Below are 22368 nucleotides of genomic sequence, written 5' to 3'. Positions count from 1 at the left end.
TCGCGGCAATACGGGCCCCTACGATCACGTCATGGCGAAGGCACCCGTTCTCACGCCCAGGGCGGCCGATTTCCCGCGCTGGTACCAGGAGCTGATCGGCAAGGCCGAACTGGCCGACAACGGGCCGGTGCGCGGCACCATGGTGATCCGGCCGTACGGGTACGGCCTGTGGGAGCGGATGCAGGCGGAGTTGGACGCCCGGATCAAGCGGACGGGCACGCAGAACGCGTACTTCCCGCTGCTGATCCCGGAGTCGTACCTCACCAGGGAGGCCGATCACGTCGAGGGTTTCGCTCCCGAGCTCGCGGTCGTCACGCACGGCGGCGGCAAGGAGCTCGAGGAGCCCGCGGTCGTCCGCCCCACCTCCGAGATGATCGTCAACGCCTCCTTCTCGAAGTGGGTGCAGAGCTACCGCGACCTCCCGCTGCTCATCAACCAGTGGGCGAACGTGGTGCGTTGGGAGCTGCGTCCGCGGCTGTTCCTGCGCACGACCGAGTTCCTGTGGCAGGAGGGCCACACGGCGCACGCCACGTACGAGGAGGCGCGCGACTTCGCCGCGCACATCCACCGCCAGGTGTACGAGGACTTCATGGTGAACGTCCTCGCGATGGATGTCGTAGCCGGGCGCAAGACGGGCAGGGAGCGGTTCGCGGGCGCCGTCAACACGCTCACCCTCGAAGGCATGATGGGCGACGGCAAGGCCCTGCAGATGGCCACCAGTCACGAACTGGGCCAGAACTTCGCCAAGGCCTTCGACACCCGTTACCTGTCGAAGGACGGCCGCGAGGAACTGGTCTGGCAGACCTCCTGGGGTGCCACCACGCGCATGATCGGCGCCCTGGTGATGATGCACGGCGACGACGACGGGCTGCGCGTGCCGCCCCGCCTCGCGCAGATCCAGGCCGTCGTGCTCGCCGTGAAGGGGGACGAGGCGGTTCTGGCCAAGGTCCGCGAGGTCGGCGACCGGCTCGGGGCGGCCGGTGTCCGCGTCGAGGTGGACGATCGTACGGACATCCCGTTCGGCCGCCGTGCGGTGGACTGGGAGCTCAAGGGCGTCCCGGTGCGCATCGAGATCGGCCCCCGTGACCTGGAGCACGGCACCGCGATGCTGGTCCGTCGTATCCCGGGAGGGAAGACGCCGGTGTCCCTGGACGCCCTCGCGGGACTGCTCCCGGCCGTCCTGGAGGAGGACCAGGCGCTGCTGCTGCGCCAGTCCCGGGAGCGCCGCGTGTCCCGTACGGCGGAGGTGGCTACGGTCGAGGAGGCCGTCGAGGCCGTCACCGCCGGCGGCTGGGCGCGCCTCCCGTGGGCCGTGCTCGGCGAAGAAGGCGAGGCCAGGCTGGCCGACCACGGGATCACCGTACGGTGTCTGGTCGCCGAGGACGGGGCGGTGCCGGGCGCCGATGACGCACCCGGTAACGTCGCGGTCGTCGCGCGCGCTTATTGAGGTGAGGCCCTCCGGTACGAGAGCGGCCGAAACGCCTCTTGCGCAACCGGCGGCGACAGCCGCCTCGGCGCGCCTGGCGCCGGCAGACGGATGGGCGTACGTCAGGCTACGCACCGGCTTGGTACGAGCTGTGAGGCTTCTCCGCAGATCAGCGCACCCGCCCTCGTCCGGACGCATCAGCCGCAACTGACGGGTACGTGCAAATTATTTGGGATGCCCCGGAATCGGAACACTGAAGCACCCCGGCTCGTTGTCATTACGTGAGCACGACACAGACACCACCTGTTCTCGCCGCAGAGCTGGCGCAGGCGTGGGCCGACATTCAGCGGTACCACCCCGAGCTGCCGGACCTTGCCGCGCCAGAATCCCTGATCGGAGAGTCGTCGTCCGCATGCGGGCACGAGCTCTCCTTCGAGCGACTGCTCCATGAGGCAGTCCACGGCATCGCAGCCTCCCGCGGGATCCGCGACACCTCCCGGGCAGGCCGCTACCACAACCGCAGATTTCTCGCCATCGCCGAGGAGCTGGGCCTCGACCACCCCGACGAACCGCACCCCAGCAGCGGTTTCTCGCTGGTCACGCTCGACCCCGAGGCGAAGCGGCGCTACCGCCCGACCATCGAGCGGCTCCAGCGCGCCCTGAAGGCCCACACCGCGGCCACGGCCGCCGACACCTCCCGCACCTTCCGCGGCCCGGCCGCCCGTCACGGCTCCTCGGGCGGCGGCGTCCGCGTCAAGGCGGTCTGCGACTGCGGCCGCAACGTCCGGGTCGTCCCGTCGGTCCTGGCCCAGGCGCCGATCATGTGCGGGGGCTGCGGCAAGCCGTTCCGCATCCCGGAGGCAGTGGGGGCGGCGGCGGGCTAGGGGGTACGGCTGCTCGTGGCAGCCGTACCCCGGCCGGATCCGCCGGGTCGCGCACCCGACGTGCGTCACAGGGCGCCGGGTGCGCCTGCGGTGTGCCCGCCCGCACCCGTGGCCTGAAGCGCCCCGTGGGGTGTGGCACAATGGCTAGCTGTACTCGACAGCCGCACAGGACCCCTCTCTCCTCCGGCTGACGCGTCCATCGGGCCACTCGGGTACCGCAACCCCACGCGGCATCTCGTTGTGCCCAACCACGTCCAATCCAGGAGAATCCACTCCCGTGGCAGTCAAGATCAAGCTGAAGCGTCTGGGCAAGATCCGTTCGCCTCACTACCGCATCGTCGTCGCCGACTCCCGTACCCGCCGTGACGGCCGGGCCATCGAGGAGATCGGCAAGTACCACCCGACCTACAACCCGTCGGTCATGGAGGTGGACGCCGAGCGCGTGGCGTACTGGCTCGGCGTCGGCGCCCAGCCGACCGAGCCCGTGCTCGCCATCCTCAAGAAGACCGGCGACTGGCAGAAGTTCAAGGGCGAGCCCGCTCCGGCGCCGCTGCTCGTCGCCGAGCCGAAGTCCACGCGTCCGTCGTTCGAGGCTCTCGGCGGTGACGACGAGGGCAAGGGTGAGGCCATCACCCAGAAGAAGAAGGCCGAGAAGAAGGACGAGGCGGCCGCCGAGTCCTCCGAGGCCTGAGCAGCATGCTCGAAGAGGCGCTTGAGCACCTCGTGAAGGGCATCGTCGATCACCCTGACGATGTGCAGGTCGCCTCGCGCGACCTGCGCCGCGGACGCGTGCTGGAGGTCAGGGTCCACCCCGACGACCTCGGCAAGGTGATCGGCCGCAACGGCCGCACCGCGCGCGCCCTGCGCACCGTCGTGGGCGCCATCGGCGGTCGCGGTGTCCGCGTCGACCTCGTCGACGTGGACCACGTCCGCTGACGCTTCAATGCAACCGGCTCGGGCCGGGGAGGGCCACTGGGCCGTCCCCGGCCCGCAGTCGTATGACAGGAGATCTGTACTCGTGCAGCTGGTAGTCGCACGGATCGGCCGTGCTCATGGCATCAAGGGCGACGTCACCGTCGAGGTACGGACCGACGAGCCGGAGCTCCGGCTCGCGCCCGGCGCCGTGCTCGCCACCGACCCCGCCTCCGCGGGACCGCTCACCATCGAGGCGGGCCGCGTCCACAGCGGCCGTCTCCTCCTGCGTTTCGAGGGCGTGGGCGACCGCAACGCCGCGGAAGCCCTGCGCAACACCCTGCTGATCGCCGACATCGACCCCGAGGAACTCCCCGAGGGCGAGGACGAGTACTACGACCACCAGCTCATCGATCTCGACGTGGTCACCGAGGACGGCACCGAGGTCGGCCGGATCACCGAGATCTCGCACCTGCCCTCGCAGGACCTGTTCATCGTCGAGCGCGCCGACGGCACCGAGGTCCTCATTCCCTTCGTCGAGGAGATCGTCACCGAGATCGACCTGGAGGAGCAGAGGGCGGTCATCGCGCCGCCGCCGGGCCTGATCGACGACCGCGCGGAGATCGCCTCGTCCCGGGAGCCGGCGGACTCGGAGGAAGAGTCCTGATGCGCCTCGACGTCGTCACGATCTTCCCGGAGTACCTCGAACCGCTGAACGTCTCCCTCGTCGGCAAGGCACGCGCGCGTGGACAGCTGAACGTGGGCGTGCACGACCTGCGGACGTGGACGTACGACCGCCACAACACGGTCGACGACACGCCGTACGGCGGCGGCCCGGGCATGGTCATGAAGACCGACCCCTGGGGCGATGCCCTGGACACCGTCCTCGCCGACGGCTACGAGGCAGGCGCCCATACGCCCGCGCTGATCGTCCCCACCCCCAGCGGCCGCCCCTTCACCCAGGAGCTGGCCGTCGAGCTCTCCGAGCGCCCCTGGCTGATCTTCACGCCGGCCCGCTACGAGGGCATCGACCGCCGTGTCATGGACGAGTACGCCACGCGGATACCGGTGTACGAGGTGTCCATCGGCGACTACGTCCTCGCCGGCGGCGAGGCGGCCGTCCTCGTCATCACGGAGGCCGTGGCCCGGCTGCTGCCCGGCGTCCTGGGCAACGCCGCCTCCCACCAGGACGACTCCTTCGCGCCCGGCGCGATGGCGAGCCTGCTGGAGGGCCCCGTCTACACCAAGCCGCCCGAGTGGCGCGGCCGGGACATCCCGGAGGTCCTGCTCAGCGGCCACCACGGCAAGATCGCGCGCTGGCGCCGCGACGAGGCCCTGAAGCGGACGACGCTCAACCGGCCCGACCTCATCGAGCGCTGCGACCCCAAGGCGTTCGACAAGAAGGACCGCGAGATGCTGTCCATCCTGGGCTGGGCGCCGGACCCGGACGGGGAGCCGTACGGCCGATTTTGGCGCAGGCCGTAGAGCGTGGAAGAATAGACCGCTGCTGTGCGTCCGTCCGGCGTGCGCCCCTGCCATGGGGGGACACGACGCCCGTCCCGACTCGCACGGCGGTTTCCTGAAAACCTACTTCCCGTTGATGACCTGTGGCATCAGCGAAGAAAGCAGACGAAATGTCTCACCTGCTCGACTCCGTCGACGCCGCGTCGCTGCGCAGCGACGTCCCGGCCTTCCGCCCGGGTGACACCGTCAACGTCCACGTCCGCGTCATCGAGGGCAACCGCTCCCGTGTGCAGCAGTTCAAGGGCGTTGTGATCCGCCGCCAGGGCGCCGGTGTCCGCGAGACCTTCACGGTCCGCAAGGTCTCGTTCTCCGTCGGCGTCGAGCGCACCTTCCCGGTGCACACCCCGATCGTCGAGAAGATCGAGCTCGTCACCCGTGGTGACGTGCGTCGCGCCAAGCTGTACTACCTGCGCGACCTGCGCGGCAAGGCCGCGAAGATCAAGGAGAAGCGCGAGAGCTGAGCGCCTCCCGGGGTCCACAGTCGGGCCGGATAACATCTGGCCCCGATGGACACCGAAGCACAGCCGACGGAACGCGACCGCTCCTCCCGCCCCGACACCGGGGTCGTGGAGGAACGGTCGCGTTTCGCGTTGGTGCCGCGGATCACCGAGCGGCTGCCGGGCGGCTGGATCACCCTGACCCTCTTCACCTGCCTTCTGTTCCTGCTGCTCCTCAGCACGTTCGTGGTGCAGCCGTTCCAGATTCCGAGCGGCTCCATGGAGCGGGGATTGAGGATCGGGGACCGCGTTCTCGTAAACAAGTTGGCGTACGGTTTCGAGGCCGGGCCGCGGCGCGGCGACGTGGTCGTGTTCGACGGCACCGGGTATTTCGGGGATGGCGACTACATCAAGCGCGTCGTGGGTGTGGGGGGAGACCATGTGGTCTGCTGCGACAAGGACGGGAGGATCGACGTGAACGGCCGGCCGGTCGACGAGACGGCGTTCCTCTATCCCGGGGACAGCCCGTCCACCGTGCGCTTCGACGTCGTGGTGCCCGACGGCAGGCTCTTCGTCCTCGGCGACCACCGCGCGGACTCCAGCGACTCCCGTGACCATCTGGGCTCGCCCGGCGGCGGCATGATCCCGGTCGGTTACGTCATCGGCCGGGCCGACTGGATCGTCTGGCCGTCCGCCCACTGGACGCACCTGCGCCGCCCTGTCGCCTACGCGCGCGTGCCGGGCGGCGAACCCGGCCGGAGCGCCTCTGCGGCGAAGCGATCAAGCACAGCGGACGGTGTCCATGGGTAACCGGGGCAAGCCGCGCGGTGTGCCGGGCAGCGCCGCCGACAATCTGCTGCCCACCGGGGCCCGGCGCACCGCCGCCGGACCGGCCGGGGGCCGCACTCGCGCGGAGCGGCGCAAGCTTCAGCGCAAGGTCAAGCGCAAGCGCCGGCGCGGCGCCGTCCGGGAGGTGCCGCTCCTGGTCGGCGTGGCCGTCCTCATAGCGCTGGTCCTCAAGACCTTCCTCGTCCAGGCGTTCGTGATCCCGTCGGGCTCCATGGAGCAGACGATCCAGATCGGCGACCGCGTCCTGGTCGACAAGTTCACCCCGTGGTTCGGCGCCAAGCCCGCGCGCGGGGACGTCGTCGTCTTCCACGACCCGGGCGGCTGGCTGGCGGGCGAGCAGACCGTCCAGAAGAACGACCCCGTCGGCGTCAAGCAGCTCAAGGAAGGCCTCACCTTCATCGGTCTGCTGCCCTCCGACAACGAGAAGGACCTCATCAAGCGGGTCGTCGGCGTCGGCGGCGACCACGTCAAGTGCTGTGACGCCCAAGGGCGGTTGACCGTCAACGGCGTGCCGCTGGCCGAGACCGACTACGTGTATCCCGGCGACGCTCCCTCCGCCATCCGCTTCGACATCACGGTCCCCAAGGGCCGCCTGTGGGTGATGGGCGACCACCGCGGCAACTCCGCGGACTCCCGCTACCACCAGCAGACTCCCTACGGAGGGACGGTCTCCGAGGACTCGGTGGTGGGCCGCGCGATGCTCATCGGCTGGCCCATCGGACACTGGACGACCCTGCGGGAACCGAAAACCTTCACAAGCGTGTCCAACCCCGTGTCGGGGGCGGCTGCGGTCCCCCGGGTGTCGCATAGGGTTGCCTCCGACGATCCGAACGGAACGATCCAGCTCCCGACCCCTGCGGAACTCCCGCTCGTTATGGGAGTGGTGGGCCTGCGTCGTACCTGGGGCAGGCGGCGGCACGGAGTAAGGAGTTGGCGTGGGGGATGTGGCGGTTGGCGCGCGATCCGGGCACGACGGCGAGGAGCACCGCGGGCATCCCGCGGGCGTGAATGGCCCCGCCGCGGACGACGCCGTGACCTCGGGGAGTGATTCCGGAGGCCCCGAGGGCGGTTCCACGGCCGGCGGGCCGCCCCGGGCGCGGAGCAACGGGCCGGGCGACCCGGCTCCCCGGCCGAAGCACCGCTCCTTCTGGAAGGAGCTGCCGATCCTGGTCGGCATCGCGCTGGTGCTGGCGCTGCTGATCAAGACGTTCCTGGTGCAGGCGTTCTCGATCCCGTCCGACTCGATGCAGAACACGCTCCAGCGCGGTGACCGCGTGCTGGTCGACAAGCTCACCCCGTGGTTCGGCTCCAAGCCCGAGCGCGGCGAGGTCGTCGTCTTCCACGACCCGGCCGACTGGCTGGCGGGGGAGCCGACCCCCACCCCGAACGCGCTGCAGAAGGTCCTCAGCTGGATCGGCCTCATGCCGTCCGCCGAGGAGAAGGACCTCATCAAGCGGGTCATCGGCGTGGGCGGCGACACCGTCGAGTGCAACGGCACCGGCCCGCTGAAGGTCAACGGCAAGGCGCTGATCGAGCCGTACGTGTACCCCGGCAACACGCCGTGCAGTGTCGACGAGCAGGGCGGCCAGTTCACGGTGCACATCCCCAAGGGCTACATCTGGGTCATGGGCGACCACCGCCAGAACTCCCGCGACTCGCGCTACAACCAGGGCGACAAGAACCACGGCATGGTTCCGGTCGACAAGGTCGTCGGCCGCGCCATCGTCCGGGCCTGGCCGATCAACCGCTGGGGCACCCTGCCGATCCCGGACACCTTCGACCAGGTGGGCCTCGACCAGCAGTCCTCGGCCGCCGCCGTCCTGTCGGTCGCTCCGGAGGGCGTCGCCCTCGCGGCCGTCCTGCCGGTGGCGGTGTGGCGCCGCAGGAGCGCCATGAAGACGGAGTCCGAGTCCACCGCCAAGGTGGCCGCCGGAAGCCGGTGACACCGGCACCGCGTGTGCATCCCGGCCCCCGCCGGACCGCGACGACATGTGCTCGTTCGCTGGTCCGGCGGGGGTTTGGTGTCGGTTGTGTGCGGGCCGCGCGGGGCACGCCTTGATCGGCGGCAGGGGCTGCCGCCGGACCGGAAGTGCCGGGTAGGGTGCGGGGCCATGGGTGGCGAGAGCACGACACGTACGGCCCCGCATCAGGGGGTCACCGGCACGGCGCAGGCCGGCGGCAAGCTCGGTCAGCGGTTGTCGGGACTGGCCGTCGCACTGGGCACAGTGCTGTTCCTCGGCGGATTCGCATGGGGAGCGGTGGTGTACCAGCCGTACACCGTGCCCACCAGTTCGATGTCGCCGACGATCGGCGTCGGCAACCGCGTCCTGGCGCAGCGCGTCGACGGCGGTGAGGTCCGCCGCGGCGACGTCGTGGTCTTCAACGACAAGAGCTGGGTCACGGGCGCGGCCGTGGTCAAGCGTGTGGTCGCGGTCGGCGGCGACACCGTCGCCTGCTGCACCGACGGCAAGCTGACCGTCAACGGCAAGAAGATCGAGGAGCCCTACCTCCCCGAGGGCACCCCGGCCGAGGTCTCGAAGATCCCGACGGTCAAGGTCCCCCAGGGGCGCCTGTTCCTGCTCGGCGACGAACGCCAGGGCTCCCTGGACTCCAGCGCCCACCTCGCCGACGCGGCCAAGGGCACCGTCTCGCAGAACGCGGTGACCGCTCGCGTCGACGCCGTCGTCTGGCCCATGAAGGGCATGCTGAAGAGCCCCACCGGCTTCGAGGCCCTCGGCGCCCTCTCCCAGCCGGGCCCGGTGCGCACCATCGCCGCCGTGATCGTCGCCGGCGTCGTCCTGATCTTCGGCGGTGCGGCGTACGGCCCGATCGCGGGGCGGCGGGGCCGCTCCAGTACCCGGCCCGGGTCCGCCGGTGCCCGCTGAGGCCACGGACGCGGGCGGAACCGCCCACGGGGACGCGCCCCGGGGCGGTCTGCGCAAGGTCGCCCGGGTGGTGCTGCTCGACCCCGAGGACCGCATCCTCCTGCTGCACGGCCACGAGCCGGACGATCCGGCCGACGACTGGTGGTTCACCCCGGGCGGCGGCCTGGAGGGCGACGAGACGCGCGAGGAGGCCGCGCTGCGGGAGCTCGCCGAGGAGACCGGCATCACCGAGGTCGAACTCGGCCCGGTGCTGTGGCGGCGCCGGTGCTCGTTCCCCTTCGCCGGCCGCCGCTGGGACCAGGACGAGTGGTACTACCTGGCCCGGACGGTACAGACGGCGACCGGGGCGACGGACCTGACCGAACTGGAGCGGCGCAGCGTCGCGGGTGCACGCTGGTGGACGTGCGGGGAACTGACCCGGACCCGTGAGACGGTGTACCCGACCAGACTCGCCGAGCTGCTGAGCAGGCTGCTCGACGAAGGTCCCCCGGCCGGTCCCGTGACCCTCGACCCGGAAATCGCCTAGCGGAACCCAGAAATCGTCTGGCGACCCGGAAATCGACTGACGACCCGCAGGACTGGCGCACAATGGGGGGGATCGCACGGCTGAAGGGGAACATGCCATGAGCGCCGAGGACCTCGAGAAGTACGAGACCGAGATGGAGCTGAAGCTCTACCGGGAGTACCGCGACGTCGTCGGTCTGTTCAAATTCGTGATCGAGACCGAGCGGCGCTTCTACCTGACCAACGACTACGAGATGCAGGTCCACTCGGTCCAGGGTGAGGTGTTCTTCGAGGTGTCCATGGCGGACGCCTGGGTCTGGGACATGTACCGGCCGGCCCGTTTCGTGAAGCAGGTCCGTGTCCTCACGTTCAAGGACGTGAACATCGAGGAGCTGAACAAGAGCGACCTGGAGCTCCCGAGCGGCTGACGGGACGCTTACGTGGGTACCGGGCTGTGACACGTGTGGGTGACGGAGTTGTCCACAATCACCGAGTAGCCCACCAAGATCCACTTCCTCCGGCGGGATGCGTGACCGTGGGCGCCGGAGGTGGTGCCGACATGAACGAACGCACGGTACGCACGGTACGCACGGCACGGGGCGCACTCGGTCAGTACGGCGAGGACCTGGCCGCGCGGCGGCTGACCGAGGCCGGGATGACGGTTCTGGAGCGCAACTGGCGCTGCGGCAGGACCGGTGAGGTCGACATCGTGGCCAGGGACGGCGACGTACTGGTCATCTGCGAGGTGAAGACCCGCCGCGGCAGTGGTTACGAGCATCCGATGGCCGCGGTGACATCCGAGAAGGCGTCGCGCCTGCGCGACTTGGCCGAACGCTGGATCCAGGCGCACGGAGGCGCCCCGCCCGGCGGCGTCCGCATCGACCTGGTCGGGGTCCTGCTCCCGGACCGCGGCGCGCCCCTGCTCGAACACGCGCGGGGGGTGGCCTGATGGGGTTCGCCCGTGCGTGCTCGGTGGCGCTGGTGGGCGTCGAGGGCGTGGTCGTGGAGGTCCAGGCCGATCTGGAACCGGGGGTGGCGGCGTTCACGCTGGTGGGGCTGCCCGACAAGAGCCTGACGGAGAGCCGGGACCGGGTAAGGGCGGCCGTCGTGAACTCGGGGGCCGAGTGGCCGCAGAAGAAGCTCACGGTGGGCCTCAGCCCCGCGTCGGTGCCCAAGGCGGGCTCCGGTTACGACCTGGCCGTCGCCTGCGCGGTGCTCGGTGCCGCCGAGCGGATCGATCCGCGGGTGCTCGTGGACATCGTGATGATCGGCGAGCTGGGGCTGGACGGCCGGGTCCGCCCGGTCCGGGGCATCCTGCCCGCGGTGCTGGCCGCGGCCGACGCCGGCTACGAGCAGGTGGTCGTGCCCGAGTGCGCCGCGGCCGAGGCCTCGCTGGTGCCCGGGGTGTCGGTGCTCGGCATCCGCAGCCTGCGGCAACTGATCGCCGTCCTGACGGACGAGCCCGTGCCCGAGGAGGAGCCCGACCAGCAGGGACGCCCGGATCCGCTCCTGTCCGGCCTGCGCGTGCCCGGAACGGGGGCGGCCACCGGCATGCGCGTCATGGGCGCCTCACCGTACGGCCCGGAACACGATCTCGCCGATGTCGTGGGACAGACCTCGGCGCGTACGGCGGTGGAGGTGGCCGCGGCGGGCGGGCACCACCTGTTCCTGGAAGGGCCGCCCGGTGCGGGCAAGACCATGCTCGCCGAGCGGCTGCCCGCCGTCCTGCCCCGGCTCAGCCGTGAGGAGTCGCTGGAGGTCACCGCGGTGCACTCGGTGGCCGGGCTGCTGCCGGCGGGCAAGCCGCTCATCGACGTCGCGCCCTACTGCGCCCCGCACCACTCGGCCACGATGCAGTCGCTGGTCGGCGGCGGTCCGGGCATCGCACGTCCCGGCGCGGTCTCGCTGGCCCACCGGGGTGTGCTCTTCCTCGACGAGGCGCCGGAGTTCCACGGCCAGACCCTGGACGCTCTGCGGCAGCCCCTGGAGGCGGGGCACGTCGTGATCGCGCGCAGTGCCGGTGTGGTGCGGTTCCCGGCACGGTTCCTGATGGTGCTCGCGGCAAATCCGTGCCCTTGCGGCCGCTTCTCGCAGCGGGACTCCCTGTGCGAGTGCCCGCCCTCGGCGATCCGCCGCTATCAGGCGCGGCTGTCCGGCCCGCTGCTCGACCGTGTCGACCTCCGGGTGGAGGTCGACCCCGTCACCCGCGCCGAGCTCGCCGAGCGCGGCGCCCGGGGCGAGTCCAGCGCGACGGTCGCCGACCGGGTCAGGGCGGCGCGGGAACGCGCCGTGGCGCGCCTCGCCGGAACCCCGTGGCGGACCAACAGCGAGGTGCCCGGGAGAGAGCTGCGCGGGCGCTGGCACGCCGCGAGCGGCGCGCTGGACGAGGCCGAGCGCAGCCTCGAACGGGGCGTGCTGACGGCCCGCGGGCTCGATCGTGTGCTGCGTGTCGCCTGGACGGTGGCGGATCTCTCCGGTCACGACCGGCCCGACGCCACCGATGTCGCCCTCGCCCTGCAACTGCGCACCGGGGTCCCGCGCGGCGTGCCCATGGCCATCGGGGCGCCGGCATGAGCGCGCGCGAAGCCCCGTACGACGAGCTGCTTTCCCGGATCTTCCTCACCCGTGTCCTCGAACCCGGTGACGAGGCCGGCGGGCGGTGGCTGCGGGAGCACGGGGCGGGGGAGGTGGCCCGGCGGTTACGGGACGGCGGCGAGCCCCTGCCGGGGGTGAGCGCGGCGCGCTGGGAGGGGCTCGGGGCGCGGGCCGCGCGGGCCGAGCCCGAGCGGGACCTGGCCGTCGCGCGGGACGCGGGCGTGCGGTTCGTCATGCCCGGGGACGGCGAGTGGCCGGCCCAGCTCGAAGACCTCGGCGACGCCCGGCCGACGGGACTGTGGGTCCGCGGGCGGCCCAGTCTGCGGATGTGGGGGCTGCGATCCGTCGCCGTCGTGGGAGCCCGCGCCTGCACCGCTTACGGCGCCCACATGGCGGCCACCCTGGCCGCCGGGCTCGCCGAGCGCGGATGGGTGGTGGTGTCCGGCGGCGCCTACGGCGTGGACGGCGCCGCGCACCGGGGTGCCCTCGGCGCGGGCGGCGCCACCGTCGCCGTGCTGGCCTGCGGGGTCGACCGGCCCTACCCGCGCGGACACGCCCAGCTGATCGGCAGGATCGCGGAACAGGGCCTGGTGGTGGGGGAGTTGCCGCCCGGCGATCATCCGACACCGAGCAGATTCATCCTGCGGAACCGGGTGATCGCCGCGCTGACCAGGGGCACCGTGGTCGTGGAGGCCGCCTACCGCAGCGGCTCGCTGGTCACGGCGCGGGCGGCCCAGCGCCTCGGGCGGCTGACGATGGGCGTGCCCGGGCCCGCAACCAGCCGCCTGTCCGCGGGCGTGCATGAGCTGCTGCGCGGCGAGGCGACGCTGGTCACCGATGCCGCGGAAGTCGTCGAACTGGTCGGCGGCATCGGTGAGCTCGCACCCGCCCGGAGCGGCCCGGTGCTCCCCCGTGACCTGCTGGAACCGGCCGCCCGGCGCGTCCTCGCCGCGCTTCCCGGACACCGGTCGGCGGCACCCCCGGAGATCGCCCGGGGTGCGCAGACCACCGAGGACGAAGCGATCGCGAGACTGTACGAACTACGAGCACTCGGATACGTCGAACGACACGACGACGGCTGGAAGTTGACACGCCAGGCAGTGATCTCGGTCCGTGAGGGGCGGAGCTGATGCTGACCCAGTGTGTTCGGCCGTCCGGGGGAACCCCGACGCCCTTGGGAATTCATGGAGTTGGCGCACGGGAACGGTTACGCAGAGCAACGCGCGCCATCCGGCGGCGAGTGGGACGAACGGTGTCCGGGCGGGGGTGGAGGCTCACTGTTCGCACACCGCGACTCCTCAGTCACGCTACGCTCACGGAGGCCTCGACGCAGACCGCACCAACTCGACATCAGACCGACAGCTCACCCAGGCGCCATCACTTCACGGCACTTGGCACTTCACGGCACTTCTCGGCAGAACGACACAAGGCGACGAATGCCCCAGCACACCTCCGGCTCCGACCGGGCGGCGACTCCCCCAGCCGCCCGCGACGGTGGCAGCGTGCGGCCGCCCGCTCCATCGACGCTCGACGAGCTGTGGCGGTCGTACAAGGCGACGGGGGACGAGCGGCTGCGGGAGCAGCTGATCCTGCACTACTCGCCGTTGGTGAAGTACGTGGCGGGGCGGGTGAGCGTCGGTCTGCCGCCGAACGTCGAACAGGCCGACTTCGTGTCCTCGGGTGTCTTCGGGCTGATCGACGCGATCGAGAAGTTCGACATCGAGCGCGAGATCAAGTTCGAGACGTACGCGATCACCCGGATCCGGGGTGCGATGATCGACGAGCTGCGCGCACTGGACTGGATCCCCCGGTCGGTGCGGCAGAAGGCGCGCAACGTCGAGCGTGCCTACGCCACCTTGGAGGCGCGGCTCCGGCGTACCCCCTCGGAGGTCGAGGTGGCCGCCGAGCTGGACATCGAGGTGGACGAACTCCACGCGGTGTTCAGCCAGTTGTCGCTCGCGAACGTGGTCGCCCTGGAGGAGCTGCTGCACGTCGGCGGCGACGGCGGGGACCGGCTGAGCCTGATGGACACGCTGGAGGACACCGCCGCCGACAATCCGGTGGAGGTGGCCGAGGACCGGGAGCTGCGCCGGTTCCTGGCGCGGGCGATCAACACGCTGCCGGACCGCGAGAAGACCGTCGTCACGCTGTACTACTACGAGGGACTCACGCTCGCCGAGATCGGGAACGTGCTCGGCGTCACCGAGAGCCGGGTCAGTCAGATCCACACCAAGTCGGTGCTGCAGCTGCGCGCGAAGCTGGCCGGCTTCGGGCGGTGAGCCTCCCATCCGGGTGGGCGCATTTGTAAAGTGGTTGACGTGCCAAGGATTCGAGCGGCCTCTGTGGCCGAGCACCGGTCGATGCAGCGAGCCGCCCTGCTGGACGCGGCTCGGTCGTTGCTGTCCGAGGGCGGGACGGAGGCGCTGACCTTCCCGGCCCTGGCCGAGCGGACGGGGCTGGCGCGGTCGTCCGTGTACGAGTACTTCCGCTCGCGCGCCGCCGTGGTCGAGGAGCTGTGCGAGGTCGACTTCCCCGTATGGGCGGCGGAGGTGTCGGCCGCGATGGACCGGGCCGACTCCGCCGAGGGCAAGGTCGAGGCGTACGTACGGCAGCAGTTGGCACTGGTGGGGGACCGGCGGCACCGGGCCGTCGTGGCGATCTCCGCGAGCGAGCTGGACGCGGGGGCCCGAGAGAAGATCCGCGCTGCGCACGGCGGGCTCGTCGCGATGATCGTCGAGGCGCTGGAGGAGATGGGGCACGCGCAGCCGCGGCTGGCGGCGATGCTGCTTCAGGGGGTCGTGGACGCGGCGGTGCGGCGTATCGAGCTGGGGGCGGCGGAGGAGCCCGCGGCGATCACGGATGCGGCGGTCTCCATGGCGCTGCGAGGGGTTGAGGGCTGACGTCGGCTGTCGGCCTCGGCTGGCCGGGGGATTCGGTCACCCGCGCTTGCGGGGTGCGGCTGCGCCCACCCGTGCCGCCTGGGGTCCCGCTGCTCGAAGAACTTGGGGGAGGTACGACTGCCCGCGGCCGGCCGGCCGGCTTAGGTGGGCAGCGGCACGCCCAGCACCGGCAGCAGTCTCGATGGACCCCTGTGGAGCAGCCACGGCGGCAGCAAGGACAGTGGGTTCAGGTAGGTCTCTCCGCTCAGCAGACCCCAGTGGACGCACGTAGCCGTGCAGTGCGACGTCGTCGGTTCCACCACCCCCACCACCTCCCCCGCCCCCACCTCCTCCCCTTCCTCCACCGACGCCCTCACGGGCTCGTACGTCGTTCGCAGGTTCGTGCCCGTCAGCTGTACGGACACCACGCCCCGGCCCGCCACCCGGCCCGCGAAGGACACCCGGCCGGCCGCCACCGCTCGTACCGGGGTTCCCGTCGGCGCCGCGAGGTCCACTCCGCGGTGACCGCGGCCGTAGGCCGTTGCCGGGGGTTCCCAACCGCGTAGGACCGCCGGGCGGGTGCCCACCGGCCAGGCGCGGCCGACGGCGGGGACCGGTGGGTCCGGCGCCGCCCGTGACCGCGCCGGGGCGTCGGCCCATGCCCAGGGAGTCAGGACGGCCGCCAGCCCCAGACCCGTACTCACGCACCGCATCACTCCTCGCATGCCCCGAACCCTCCCGCACCCCCGTCGATCATGGCCGGAACTGTGGACTACTCACCGGTTGTGGACAGCTGCGTCACCCGCTGCCCCGCGGGTCCCGTACACTTCTGGTGGCGATCCGGGTCACCGGGTCGACTTCGCACGCCCCGACACGAAGCGGACGGCAACGTCTCTTCGGGTCAGCGCCCCTCGGTCCTCACGTGGCAACGGCGCGCTGCGGGCGTCAGGCGCGGGAGCCGTCCGGCATCCGCGGCACAACCGAGAAATCCAAGGAGATACGGCCATGGCCGTCGTCACGATGCGGGAGCTGCTGGAGAGCGGCGTCCACTTCGGTCACCAGACCCGTCGCTGGAACCCGAAGATGAAGCGCTTCATCTTCACCGAGCGCAACGGCATCTACATCATCGACCTGCTCCAGTCGCTGTCGTACATCGACCGCGCCTACGAGTTCGTCAAGGAGACCGTCGCCCACGGTGGCACGGTCATGTTCGTCGGCACGAAGAAGCAGGCGCAGGAGGCCATCGCCGAGCAGGCGACCCGCGTCGGCATGCCCTTCGTCAACCAGCGCTGGCTGGGCGGCATGCTCACCAACTTCTCGACCGTCTACAAGCGTCTGCAGCGCCTCAAGGAGCTCGAGCAGATCGACTTCGAGGACGTCGCCGCTTCCGGTCTGACCAAGAAGGAGCTGCTGGTCCTCTCCCGCGAGAAGGCCAAGCTCGAGAAGACCCTCGGTGGTATCCGCGAGATGCAGAAGGTGCCCAGCGCCGTCTGGATCGTGGACACCAAGAAGGAGCACATCGCGGTCGGCGAGGCCCGGAAGCTCAACATCCCGGTCGTCGCCATCCTCGACACCAACTGCGACCCCGACGAGGTCGACTACAAGATCCCGGGCAACGACGACGCGATCCGCTCCGTCACCCTGCTCACCCGTGTGATCGCCGACGCCGTCGCCGAGGGCCTCATCGCCCGCTCCGGCGCCGCCACCGGTGAGAAGGGCGAGAAGGCCGCGGGCGAGCCCCTCGCCGAGTGGGAGCGCGACCTGCTCGAGGGCGAGAAGAAGGCCGACGAGGCCGCCGTGGCCGTCGAGGCCGCGACCGAGGCCCCGGCCGCCGAGGTCGTCACCGAGACCGTCGTCGAGGCTCCGGCCACCGAGGCTCCGGCCACCGAGGCTCCGGCCACCGAGGCTCCGGCCGCCGAGGGCGAGCAGGCCTGACCCGTCAGCGTCAGAGTTGACGGCGGGGGCGGTGACATGAAAACCGCCCCCGCCGTTCACCCGTAGGTCAGTGATGTGTCAGCGGGACCCCGCTCCATGGACGGCACGGGGAACGCAGACCCCGCTGATCTTCGATCTTCCAGACTTCGAGAAAGATTCACAGACTCATGGCGAACTACACCGCCGCCGACGTCAAGAAGCTTCGTGAGCTCACCGGCGCCGGCATGATGGACTGCAAGAAGGCGCTGGACGAGGCCGAGGGCAACGTCGACAAGGCCGTCGAGGCGCTCCGCATCAAGGGCCAGAAGGGCGTCGCCAAGCGCGAGGGCCGCTCCGCCGAGAACGGCGCCGTGGTCTCCGTCATCGCCGACGACAACTCCTCCGGCGTCATCGTCGAGCTGAAGTGCGAGACGGACTTCGTCGCCAAGGGTGACAAGTTCCAGGCCGTGGCCAAGGCCATCGCCGAGCACGTCGCCAAGACCTCCCCGGCCGACATCGAGGCCCTGCTCGCCTCCGAGATCGAGCCCGGCAAGACCGTCCAGGCGTTCGTGGACGAGGCCAACGCCAACCTCGGCGAGAAGATCGTCCTCGACCGCTTCGCGCAGTTCGCCGGCGGTTACGTGACGGCGTACATGCACCGCACGATGCCCGACCTGCCGCCGCAGATCGGTGTCCTCGTCGAGCTGGACAAGCCGAACGCCGAGATCGCCAAGGGCGTCGCCCAGCACATCGCCGCCTTCGCGCCGAAGTTCCTCTCCAAGGAGGACGTCCCGGCCGAGGTCGTCGAGTCCGAGCGCCGCATCGCCGAGGAGACCACCCGCGCCGAGGGCAAGCCCGAGGCCGCGATCGCCAAGATCGTCGAGGGTCGTCTCAACGGCTTCTTCAAGGACGCGACGCTGCTCGGCCAGCCGTACGCGCTGGACAACAAGAAGTCGGTCCAGAAGATTCTGGACGAGGCCGGTGTCACCCTGAAGCGCTTCTCGCGCATCAAGGTCGGCATCTGAGTCCGTACCGCGATCGACACCACGATCGACGCGCGACCCCTATAGGGTCGACAGCAGTCGTCCGTACACGGTGCCCCAGCCGGGCACGGGCCGGACGGCAGCAGATCTGACGAGGAGGCCATTGCCGCGCATGGGAGCGAACAGCAACCCCACCGGCAATGGCCTTCTTCGTATGTGCACCACGTGAAAGAGGCGGGATCCCCATGACCACCAAGGCCCAGAAGAGCGACGACGGCAAAGTATCCGGCCGGTTTCTGCTGAAGCTGTCCGGCGAGGCATTCTCTGGCGGCGGGGGCCTCGGCGTCGACCCGGACGTGGTGCACAAGATCGCCCGTGAGATCGCGGCGGTCGTGCGCGACGGCGCCCAGGTGGCGGTCGTCATCGGCGGTGGCAACTTCTTCCGTGGCGCCGAGCTCCAGCAGCGCGGCATGGACCGGGCCCGCTCGGACTACATGGGCATGCTCGGCACCGTGATGAACTGCCTCGCCCTTCAGGACTTCCTGGAGAAGGAGGGCATCGACAGCCGGGTGCAGACCGCCATCACCATGGGCCAGGTCGCCGAGCCGTACATCCCGCTGCGCGCCATCCGCCACCTGGAGAAGGGCCGCGTGGTCATCTTCGGCGCCGGTATGGGCATGCCGTACTTCTCCACCGACACCACCGCCGCCCAGCGCGCTCTGGAGATCGACGCCGAGGCGCTGCTGATGGGCAAGAACGGTGTGGACGGCGTCTACGACGCCGACCCGAAGACCAACCCGGACGCCGTCAAGTTCGACTCCCTCGGCTACGGCGAGGTCATCACCCGCGATCTGAAGGTCGCCGACGCCACGGCTGTCACGCTGTGCCGCGACAACAAGCTCCCGATCCTGGTCTTCGAGCTCCTGGCGGAGGGCAATATCGCTCGGGCCGTCAAGGGTGAGAAGATCGGCACGCTCGTGGGAGACCACGGCAGCCGGCACTGACCGGCGCACCGCCGCCACCCCCGTACCGCATCCGTTCGGGGGTCGAGCGGGACGGACCCTGACCGGGGGATGGACAATGTTCTGCCGGTCGGGAACCGTGCAGGAAGAAGACGCGACGCAGCCGGCCGCCGCCACCGACAGGCAACCGCAGCCGGGCCTTACTCAAGACACGCAGGAGCAAGTGGTGATCGAAGAGACCCTCCTCGAGGCCGAGGAGAAGATGGAGAAGGCCGTCGTGGTCGCCAAGGAGGACTTCGCCGCGATCCGCACCGGCCGTGCGCACCCGGCGATGTTCAACAAGATCGTGGCCGACTACTACGGCGCGCCGACGCCGATCAACCAGCTGGCTTCGTTCTCCGTGCCGGAGCCGCGCATGGCCGTCGTGACCCCGTTCGACAAGAGCGCGCTGCGCAACATCGAGCAGGCGATCCGCGACTCCGACCTGGGCGTCAACCCGAGCAACGACGGCAACATCATCCGTGTGGTGTTCCCCGAGCTCACCGAGGAGCGTCGCCGCGACTACATCAAGGTCGCCAAGGGCAAGGCGGAGGACGCCCGCGTCTCGATCCGCTCGGTGCGTCGCAAGGCCAAGGACGCCATCGACAAGATGATCAAGGACGGCGAGGTCGGCGAGGACGAGGGCCGCCGTGCGGAGAAGGAGCTCGACGACACCACCGCGAAGTACGTCGCCCAGGTGGACGAGCTCCTGAAGCACAAGGAAGCGGAGCTGCTCGAGGTCTGATGAACGACTCTTCCTGGGGGGCGCCGCCGCAGACCGGGTACGCGGGGCCCATCGAGCACGGGCCCGGCCGGCTCAGCGGCCCCTTGTCCCACGACGAGACGTTCCGAGACCACACGGTCCCCGACCCCACGGTCCGGGACCGGACGTTCCGCACCACGACCCCGTCGGCGTACCCCCAGGGAACGGCGCCGCAGAATCCGGAGCCCATGCCCCCCGCCCCGCAACCGGTGCCCGCACCGAAGAAGAAGAGCGCGGGCCGGGACCTGGGCGCGGCCATAGGGGTCGGCGTCGGGCTCGGCGCCGTGATCGTCGCTTCGCTGTTCATCGTCAAGGCCGTGTTCGTCGGTGTGGTCGCGGTCGCCGTCGTGGTGGGCCTGTGGGAGCTGACCAGCCGGCTCCAGGAGCGCAAGGACATCAAGGCGCCCCTGGTCCCGCTGGCGATCGGTGGCGCCGCGATGGTCGTCGCGGGGTACGTCCGTGGTGCCGAGGGTGCCTGGGTGGCCATGGCGCTCACGGCGCTGGCCGTCCTGGTCTGGCGGATGACGGAACCGCCCGAGAACTATCTGCGGGACGTCACGGCCGGCGTCTTCGCGGCGTTCTATGTGCCGTACCTGGCGACCTTCGTCGCGATGATGCTGGACGCCCACGACGGCCCGTGGCGCGTGCTGACGTTCCTGCTCCTCACGGTTGTCAGCGACACCGGTGCGTACGCCGTCGGCTGGCGTTTCGGCAAGCACAAGCTCGCCCCGCGCATCAGCCCCGGCAAGACCCGCGAGGGCCTGCTCGGCGCGATCTCCTTCGCCATGGTCGCGGGCGCGCTGTGCATGCAGTTCCTGATCGACGACGGCACCTGGTGGCAGGGCCTGCTGCTGGGGCTCGCGGTGGCGGCCAGCGCAACGCTCGGCGACCTCGGCGAGTCCATGATCAAGCGGGACCTCGGCATCAAGGACATGGGCAGCCTGCTGCCCGGCCACGGCGGCATCATGGACCGCCTGGACTCCCTGCTGCCGACGGCTCCTGTGGTGTGGCTGCTGTTGGTGATCTTCGTAGGCTCCGCGTAGTCGCGACTTCGGAGCACTTGTCGGGCCCTCGCCTTTTCCGGGCGAGGGCTCGCTGTCGTACACGGGCGAGCAGGCCGCGCACCATGATCAAGCCCCACGACTGTCGACAGCGCTCGTGATCAATACAGCTGGGGCCTGTCCGACGGGTCGCGTCACCGACCTCGCACCCCGACAGCAATGTCACCCGAATGGCGCAATATGACGTGCCACCCACATGGGTGAAGATCAAGCTGGCTAGTGCCCCAACCGAGGCACTCCGTGAAAGGGGAACCACATGCGCATTCGACGACTCCTCGCCGCCGGCATCGCCACGGCAGCCCTCGCCGGACTCGGCCTCACAGGCGCCGCCACCGCCACCGCCGCCGCACAGGGTGCCCCATCCTCCGTCACCCCTTCCGAGTGCAGGCAGGGCGGCGGAATGCCCGCGATCAATGAGCCGGGCAACCCCTGCAAGGGCGGTACGCACGACGGGGAGACGGTCGACTGAACCCCACAAGGCGCCCCGCAGCCACGCGCCGCGGGGCGCTCCCGCGCGAGCGTAGCCGGGAGAGTCGGGGGGACTGTGCCGACCCGTCGGCGAGTCCCGTCCGGTGGAGGAACAGGCTCAGTTCAGGACCGTAGGAGAGGGGCCGAGCCTTTCGATGGCTTCGCGCACCCTTTCCTCGTCGGCCTCGTAGACCGTCTCGCCCATGCGAGGGTCTCGTGCGTGGAGCGTATGGATGAGTGGCCCGTGGGGCGCTCCCAGGTGGATGAGGGAGGCCGATGGGCCGTGGACCGCCCGCACGGTGCCGGGGCGAGCGGTGAGGTCGATACGGCTGACGACGCCGGGGGTGACCCAGACTGTCGCTTGTTCCAGGCGTGCCAGTATCTGCAGGTGATAGTGCCCGCACAGGATGAGCTGGACGTCAGTCCCGCGGATCGTTTCGCCTAGCTCTGCGCTGTTCTGCAGGCCGAGCGCTTGCTGAACGTCGTCGTCCAGGGCAACGGGCGGGTGGTGGAAGGCCAGGACGGTGCCCACTGGTGCCGGGGTGACAAGTAGTTGGCGGAGCCAGTCGAGTTGGCCGCCGTCGAGTCGACCGTAGCCCTTGCCCGGAACGAGCGTGTCCAGCGTGATCATCCGCCATCCGCCGAGGGTGGTCGCCCCTGCCCGCTCACCCGTGGCTCCCTCGTACACCGCCTCGGGCTGAACATGGCCGCTGCCGAGCACGTCGGCGAAGGCGGTGCGGTCGTCGTGGTTACCGGTGGTGTAGAAGACGTGCGCCCCTCGTCGGTCGGCGTAGCCGGACAGGAGTTCACGTGCCCGCGTGTACGCCTCGTGAGAGCCGTCGTCCGCGACGTCGCCGGTGACCACCACCGCGTCGAGGTCGTCCAGATGACCTAGTTCGCCCAGCAAGCGACGGAGGGCCGCAGTGCCATCGCCGCCGTCCTCGTCGGGGCCGCCGGACCGGTCCAGATGGGTGTCCGAGAGATGCAAGATCCGCATCGTCCGAAGTTAGCCTCCGGCACCGGCGACGAGCCATGGCTTTCTCGCCATGCGGTCCCCTCCGTGGGATCCTGGCTGCCCCGACCCCCGTGAAATCGAACGGGCTCAGGGATGAGCGCTGCCCAATATGCTGAACGACAGCCGCGTGACTTCGCGCTCGGCCAGCCACTCCATCAGCTCAAACATGTCCATGCCCACCCCTTCGGGGAGATCATCCCACCCACTCGAGCGCGCGCTCTCGGGCCGTCCCTGGGCCGGCGACGACTACTGATGACAGTCGTGGAGA

The 22368-nt window shown here is 70.4% G+C and carries 26 protein-coding genes; 24 read left to right on the top strand and 2 right to left on the bottom strand.

Annotation, left to right across the window (positions count from 1 at the left end):
- The first annotated feature begins 31 nt into the window (after window positions 1–31).
- The 18 genes from proS to ABZ910_RS07965 all read left to right on the top strand — a co-directional run bounded on the left by proS (window position 32) and on the right by ABZ910_RS07965 (window position 14916).
- Window positions 32–1447: a proline--tRNA ligase gene (gene proS, locus ABZ910_RS08050; protein WP_361360762.1), complete on the top strand. Its 1416-nt coding sequence runs from the start codon at window positions 32–34 to the stop codon at window positions 1445–1447.
- Window positions 1448–1707: 260 nt separating this feature from the next.
- Entirely contained in the window at window positions 1708–2310 is a 603-nt protein-coding gene (locus tag ABZ910_RS08045; protein ID WP_361360760.1) for a hypothetical protein, read from the top strand.
- 277 nt (window positions 2311–2587) lie between these two features.
- Window positions 2588–3001, top strand: coding sequence for a 30S ribosomal protein S16 (gene rpsP, locus ABZ910_RS08040; RefSeq protein ID WP_361360758.1), 414 nt, complete (start codon window positions 2588–2590; stop codon window positions 2999–3001).
- A gap of 5 nt (window positions 3002–3006) precedes the next feature.
- Window positions 3007–3246, top strand: coding sequence for an RNA-binding protein (locus tag ABZ910_RS08035; protein WP_055597159.1), 240 nt, complete (start codon window positions 3007–3009; stop codon window positions 3244–3246).
- 82 nt (window positions 3247–3328) lie between these two features.
- A complete protein-coding gene (gene rimM / locus ABZ910_RS08030) occupies window positions 3329–3889 on the top strand; it encodes a ribosome maturation factor RimM (RefSeq protein ID WP_361360756.1) in 561 nt (186 codons plus the stop codon).
- Window positions 3889–4707 (top strand): tRNA (guanosine(37)-N1)-methyltransferase TrmD, encoded by an 819-nt coding sequence (gene trmD / locus ABZ910_RS08025; RefSeq protein ID WP_361360754.1) that lies wholly within the window; start codon window positions 3889–3891, stop codon window positions 4705–4707. Before rimM ends, trmD begins: the two co-directional genes overlap by 1 nt.
- Window positions 4708–4856: 149 nt before the next feature.
- Window positions 4857–5207: a 50S ribosomal protein L19 gene (rplS, locus tag ABZ910_RS08020; protein ID WP_019760519.1), complete on the top strand. Its 351-nt coding sequence runs from the start codon at window positions 4857–4859 to the stop codon at window positions 5205–5207.
- A 45-nt stretch (window positions 5208–5252) separates the two neighbouring features.
- Window positions 5253–5993: a signal peptidase I gene (gene lepB / locus ABZ910_RS08015; protein WP_361360752.1), complete on the top strand. Its 741-nt coding sequence runs from the start codon at window positions 5253–5255 to the stop codon at window positions 5991–5993.
- Window positions 5986–7080 carry a signal peptidase I gene (gene lepB, locus ABZ910_RS08010; protein ID WP_361360750.1) on the top strand — a complete coding sequence of 365 codons (1095 nt, stop codon included), beginning with the start codon at window positions 5986–5988 and terminating at the stop codon, window positions 7078–7080. The genes lepB (ABZ910_RS08015) and lepB (ABZ910_RS08010) overlap by 8 nt, the downstream gene beginning before the upstream one ends.
- Window positions 6968–7975, top strand: a complete 1008-nt coding sequence (lepB, locus tag ABZ910_RS08005; RefSeq protein ID WP_361360748.1) for a signal peptidase I — start codon at window positions 6968–6970, stop codon at window positions 7973–7975. Before lepB (ABZ910_RS08010) ends, lepB (ABZ910_RS08005) begins: the two co-directional genes overlap by 113 nt.
- 168 nt (window positions 7976–8143) lie before the next feature.
- Window positions 8144–8917: a signal peptidase I gene (gene lepB, locus ABZ910_RS08000; RefSeq protein ID WP_361360746.1), complete on the top strand. Its 774-nt coding sequence runs from the start codon at window positions 8144–8146 to the stop codon at window positions 8915–8917.
- The gene (locus ABZ910_RS07995) at window positions 8907–9443 is read left to right on the top strand and encodes an NUDIX hydrolase (RefSeq protein WP_361360744.1); all 537 of its coding nucleotides are present in this window, start codon (window positions 8907–8909) and stop codon (window positions 9441–9443) included. Before lepB (ABZ910_RS08000) ends, ABZ910_RS07995 begins: the two co-directional genes overlap by 11 nt.
- Window positions 9444–9540: 97 nt before the next feature.
- Window positions 9541–9849: a DUF2469 domain-containing protein gene (locus tag ABZ910_RS07990; protein WP_018102380.1), complete on the top strand. Its 309-nt coding sequence runs from the start codon at window positions 9541–9543 to the stop codon at window positions 9847–9849.
- Between the two features lie 101 nt (window positions 9850–9950).
- The gene (locus tag ABZ910_RS07985) at window positions 9951–10370 is read left to right on the top strand and encodes a YraN family protein (RefSeq protein WP_361360742.1); all 420 of its coding nucleotides are present in this window, start codon (window positions 9951–9953) and stop codon (window positions 10368–10370) included.
- On the top strand, window positions 10370–11995 hold the full coding sequence (locus tag ABZ910_RS07980) for a YifB family Mg chelatase-like AAA ATPase (protein WP_361360740.1): 1626 nt from the start codon (window positions 10370–10372) through the stop codon (window positions 11993–11995). Before ABZ910_RS07985 ends, ABZ910_RS07980 begins: the two co-directional genes overlap by 1 nt.
- Entirely contained in the window at window positions 11992–13146 is a 1155-nt protein-coding gene (gene dprA / locus ABZ910_RS07975; RefSeq protein ID WP_361360739.1) for a DNA-processing protein DprA, read from the top strand. Before ABZ910_RS07980 ends, dprA begins: the two co-directional genes overlap by 4 nt.
- 306 nt (window positions 13147–13452) lie before the next feature.
- Window positions 13453–14295 (top strand): RNA polymerase sigma factor WhiG, encoded by an 843-nt coding sequence (gene whiG, locus ABZ910_RS07970; protein ID WP_361360737.1) that lies wholly within the window; start codon window positions 13453–13455, stop codon window positions 14293–14295.
- Window positions 14296–14358: 63 nt separating this feature from the next.
- A complete protein-coding gene (locus ABZ910_RS07965; protein WP_361361026.1) occupies window positions 14359–14916 on the top strand; it encodes a helix-turn-helix domain-containing protein in 558 nt (185 codons plus the stop codon).
- A gap of 140 nt (window positions 14917–15056) precedes the next feature.
- Here ABZ910_RS07965 and ABZ910_RS07960 read toward each other — a convergent pair whose 3' ends face one another.
- Entirely contained in the window at window positions 15057–15608 is a 552-nt protein-coding gene (locus tag ABZ910_RS07960) for a M23 family metallopeptidase (protein ID WP_361361024.1), read from the bottom strand.
- A 292-nt stretch (window positions 15609–15900) separates the two neighbouring features.
- Here ABZ910_RS07960 and rpsB point away from each other — a divergent pair, with 292 nt between their 5' ends.
- The 6 genes from rpsB (at window position 15901) to ABZ910_RS07930 (ending at window position 21086) form a co-directional block, all read left to right on the top strand.
- Window positions 15901–16830, top strand: coding sequence for a 30S ribosomal protein S2 (gene rpsB, locus ABZ910_RS07955; RefSeq protein WP_361360735.1), 930 nt, complete (start codon window positions 15901–15903; stop codon window positions 16828–16830).
- 167 nt (window positions 16831–16997) lie between these two features.
- Window positions 16998–17834, top strand: coding sequence for a translation elongation factor Ts (gene tsf / locus ABZ910_RS07950; protein WP_361360733.1), 837 nt, complete (start codon window positions 16998–17000; stop codon window positions 17832–17834).
- Window positions 17835–18037: 203 nt separating this feature from the next.
- Window positions 18038–18796, top strand: a complete 759-nt coding sequence (pyrH, locus tag ABZ910_RS07945; RefSeq protein WP_361360731.1) for a UMP kinase — start codon at window positions 18038–18040, stop codon at window positions 18794–18796.
- 184 nt (window positions 18797–18980) lie between these two features.
- On the top strand, window positions 18981–19538 hold the full coding sequence (gene frr / locus ABZ910_RS07940) for a ribosome recycling factor (RefSeq protein WP_361360729.1): 558 nt from the start codon (window positions 18981–18983) through the stop codon (window positions 19536–19538).
- Window positions 19538–20599, top strand: a complete 1062-nt coding sequence (locus ABZ910_RS07935; protein WP_361360727.1) for a phosphatidate cytidylyltransferase — start codon at window positions 19538–19540, stop codon at window positions 20597–20599. Before frr ends, ABZ910_RS07935 begins: the two co-directional genes overlap by 1 nt.
- A gap of 274 nt (window positions 20600–20873) precedes the next feature.
- Window positions 20874–21086, top strand: coding sequence for a hypothetical protein (locus ABZ910_RS07930; RefSeq protein WP_361360725.1), 213 nt, complete (start codon window positions 20874–20876; stop codon window positions 21084–21086).
- Between the two features lie 117 nt (window positions 21087–21203).
- On the opposite strand, the gene ABZ910_RS07925 is transcribed toward ABZ910_RS07930, so the two are convergent.
- A complete protein-coding gene (locus tag ABZ910_RS07925) occupies window positions 21204–22082 on the bottom strand; it encodes a metallophosphoesterase (protein ID WP_361360723.1) in 879 nt (292 codons plus the stop codon).
- Window positions 22083–22368 lie beyond the last annotated feature (286 nt).

Source organism: Streptomyces sp. NPDC046805 (assembly GCF_040645355.1).
Classification (GTDB): domain Bacteria; phylum Actinomycetota; class Actinomycetes; order Streptomycetales; family Streptomycetaceae; genus Streptomyces.
Note: the sequence above shows the minus strand (reverse complement) of the source record. Positions and strands in the feature narration are given on the sequence as shown.

Bases quoted from the DNA above. Each gene is read 5' to 3' on its own strand.
- ABZ910_RS07925 (WP_361360723.1), bottom strand. From the start codon at position 22,082: ATGCGGATCTTGCATCTCTCGGACACCCATCTGGACCGGTCCGGCGGC.
- dprA (WP_361360739.1), top strand. From the start codon at position 11,992: ATGAGCGCGCGCGAAGCCCCGTACGACGAGCTGCTTTCCCGGATCTTC.
- rplS (WP_019760519.1), top strand. From the start codon at position 4,857: ATGTCTCACCTGCTCGACTCCGTCGACGCCGCGTCGCTGCGCAGCGAC.
- ABZ910_RS07990 (WP_018102380.1), top strand. From the start codon at position 9,541: ATGAGCGCCGAGGACCTCGAGAAGTACGAGACCGAGATGGAGCTGAAG.
- proS (WP_361360762.1), top strand. From the start codon at position 32: ATGGCGAAGGCACCCGTTCTCACGCCCAGGGCGGCCGATTTCCCGCGC.
- pyrH (WP_361360731.1), top strand. From the start codon at position 18,038: ATGACCACCAAGGCCCAGAAGAGCGACGACGGCAAAGTATCCGGCCGG.
- lepB (WP_361360752.1), top strand. From the start codon at position 5,253: ATGGACACCGAAGCACAGCCGACGGAACGCGACCGCTCCTCCCGCCCC.
- lepB (WP_361360746.1), top strand. From the start codon at position 8,144: ATGGGTGGCGAGAGCACGACACGTACGGCCCCGCATCAGGGGGTCACC.
- ABZ910_RS07930 (WP_361360725.1), top strand. From the start codon at position 20,874: ATGCGCATTCGACGACTCCTCGCCGCCGGCATCGCCACGGCAGCCCTC.
- whiG (WP_361360737.1), top strand. From the start codon at position 13,453: ATGCCCCAGCACACCTCCGGCTCCGACCGGGCGGCGACTCCCCCAGCC.
- lepB (WP_361360750.1), top strand. From the start codon at position 5,986: ATGGGTAACCGGGGCAAGCCGCGCGGTGTGCCGGGCAGCGCCGCCGAC.
- trmD (WP_361360754.1), top strand. From the start codon at position 3,889: ATGCGCCTCGACGTCGTCACGATCTTCCCGGAGTACCTCGAACCGCTG.
- ABZ910_RS08035 (WP_055597159.1), top strand. From the start codon at position 3,007: ATGCTCGAAGAGGCGCTTGAGCACCTCGTGAAGGGCATCGTCGATCAC.
- tsf (WP_361360733.1), top strand. From the start codon at position 16,998: ATGGCGAACTACACCGCCGCCGACGTCAAGAAGCTTCGTGAGCTCACC.
- ABZ910_RS07960 (WP_361361024.1), bottom strand. From the start codon at position 15,608: ATGCGGTGCGTGAGTACGGGTCTGGGGCTGGCGGCCGTCCTGACTCCC.
- rpsB (WP_361360735.1), top strand. From the start codon at position 15,901: ATGGCCGTCGTCACGATGCGGGAGCTGCTGGAGAGCGGCGTCCACTTC.
- ABZ910_RS07935 (WP_361360727.1), top strand. From the start codon at position 19,538: ATGAACGACTCTTCCTGGGGGGCGCCGCCGCAGACCGGGTACGCGGGG.
- ABZ910_RS07980 (WP_361360740.1), top strand. From the start codon at position 10,370: ATGGGGTTCGCCCGTGCGTGCTCGGTGGCGCTGGTGGGCGTCGAGGGC.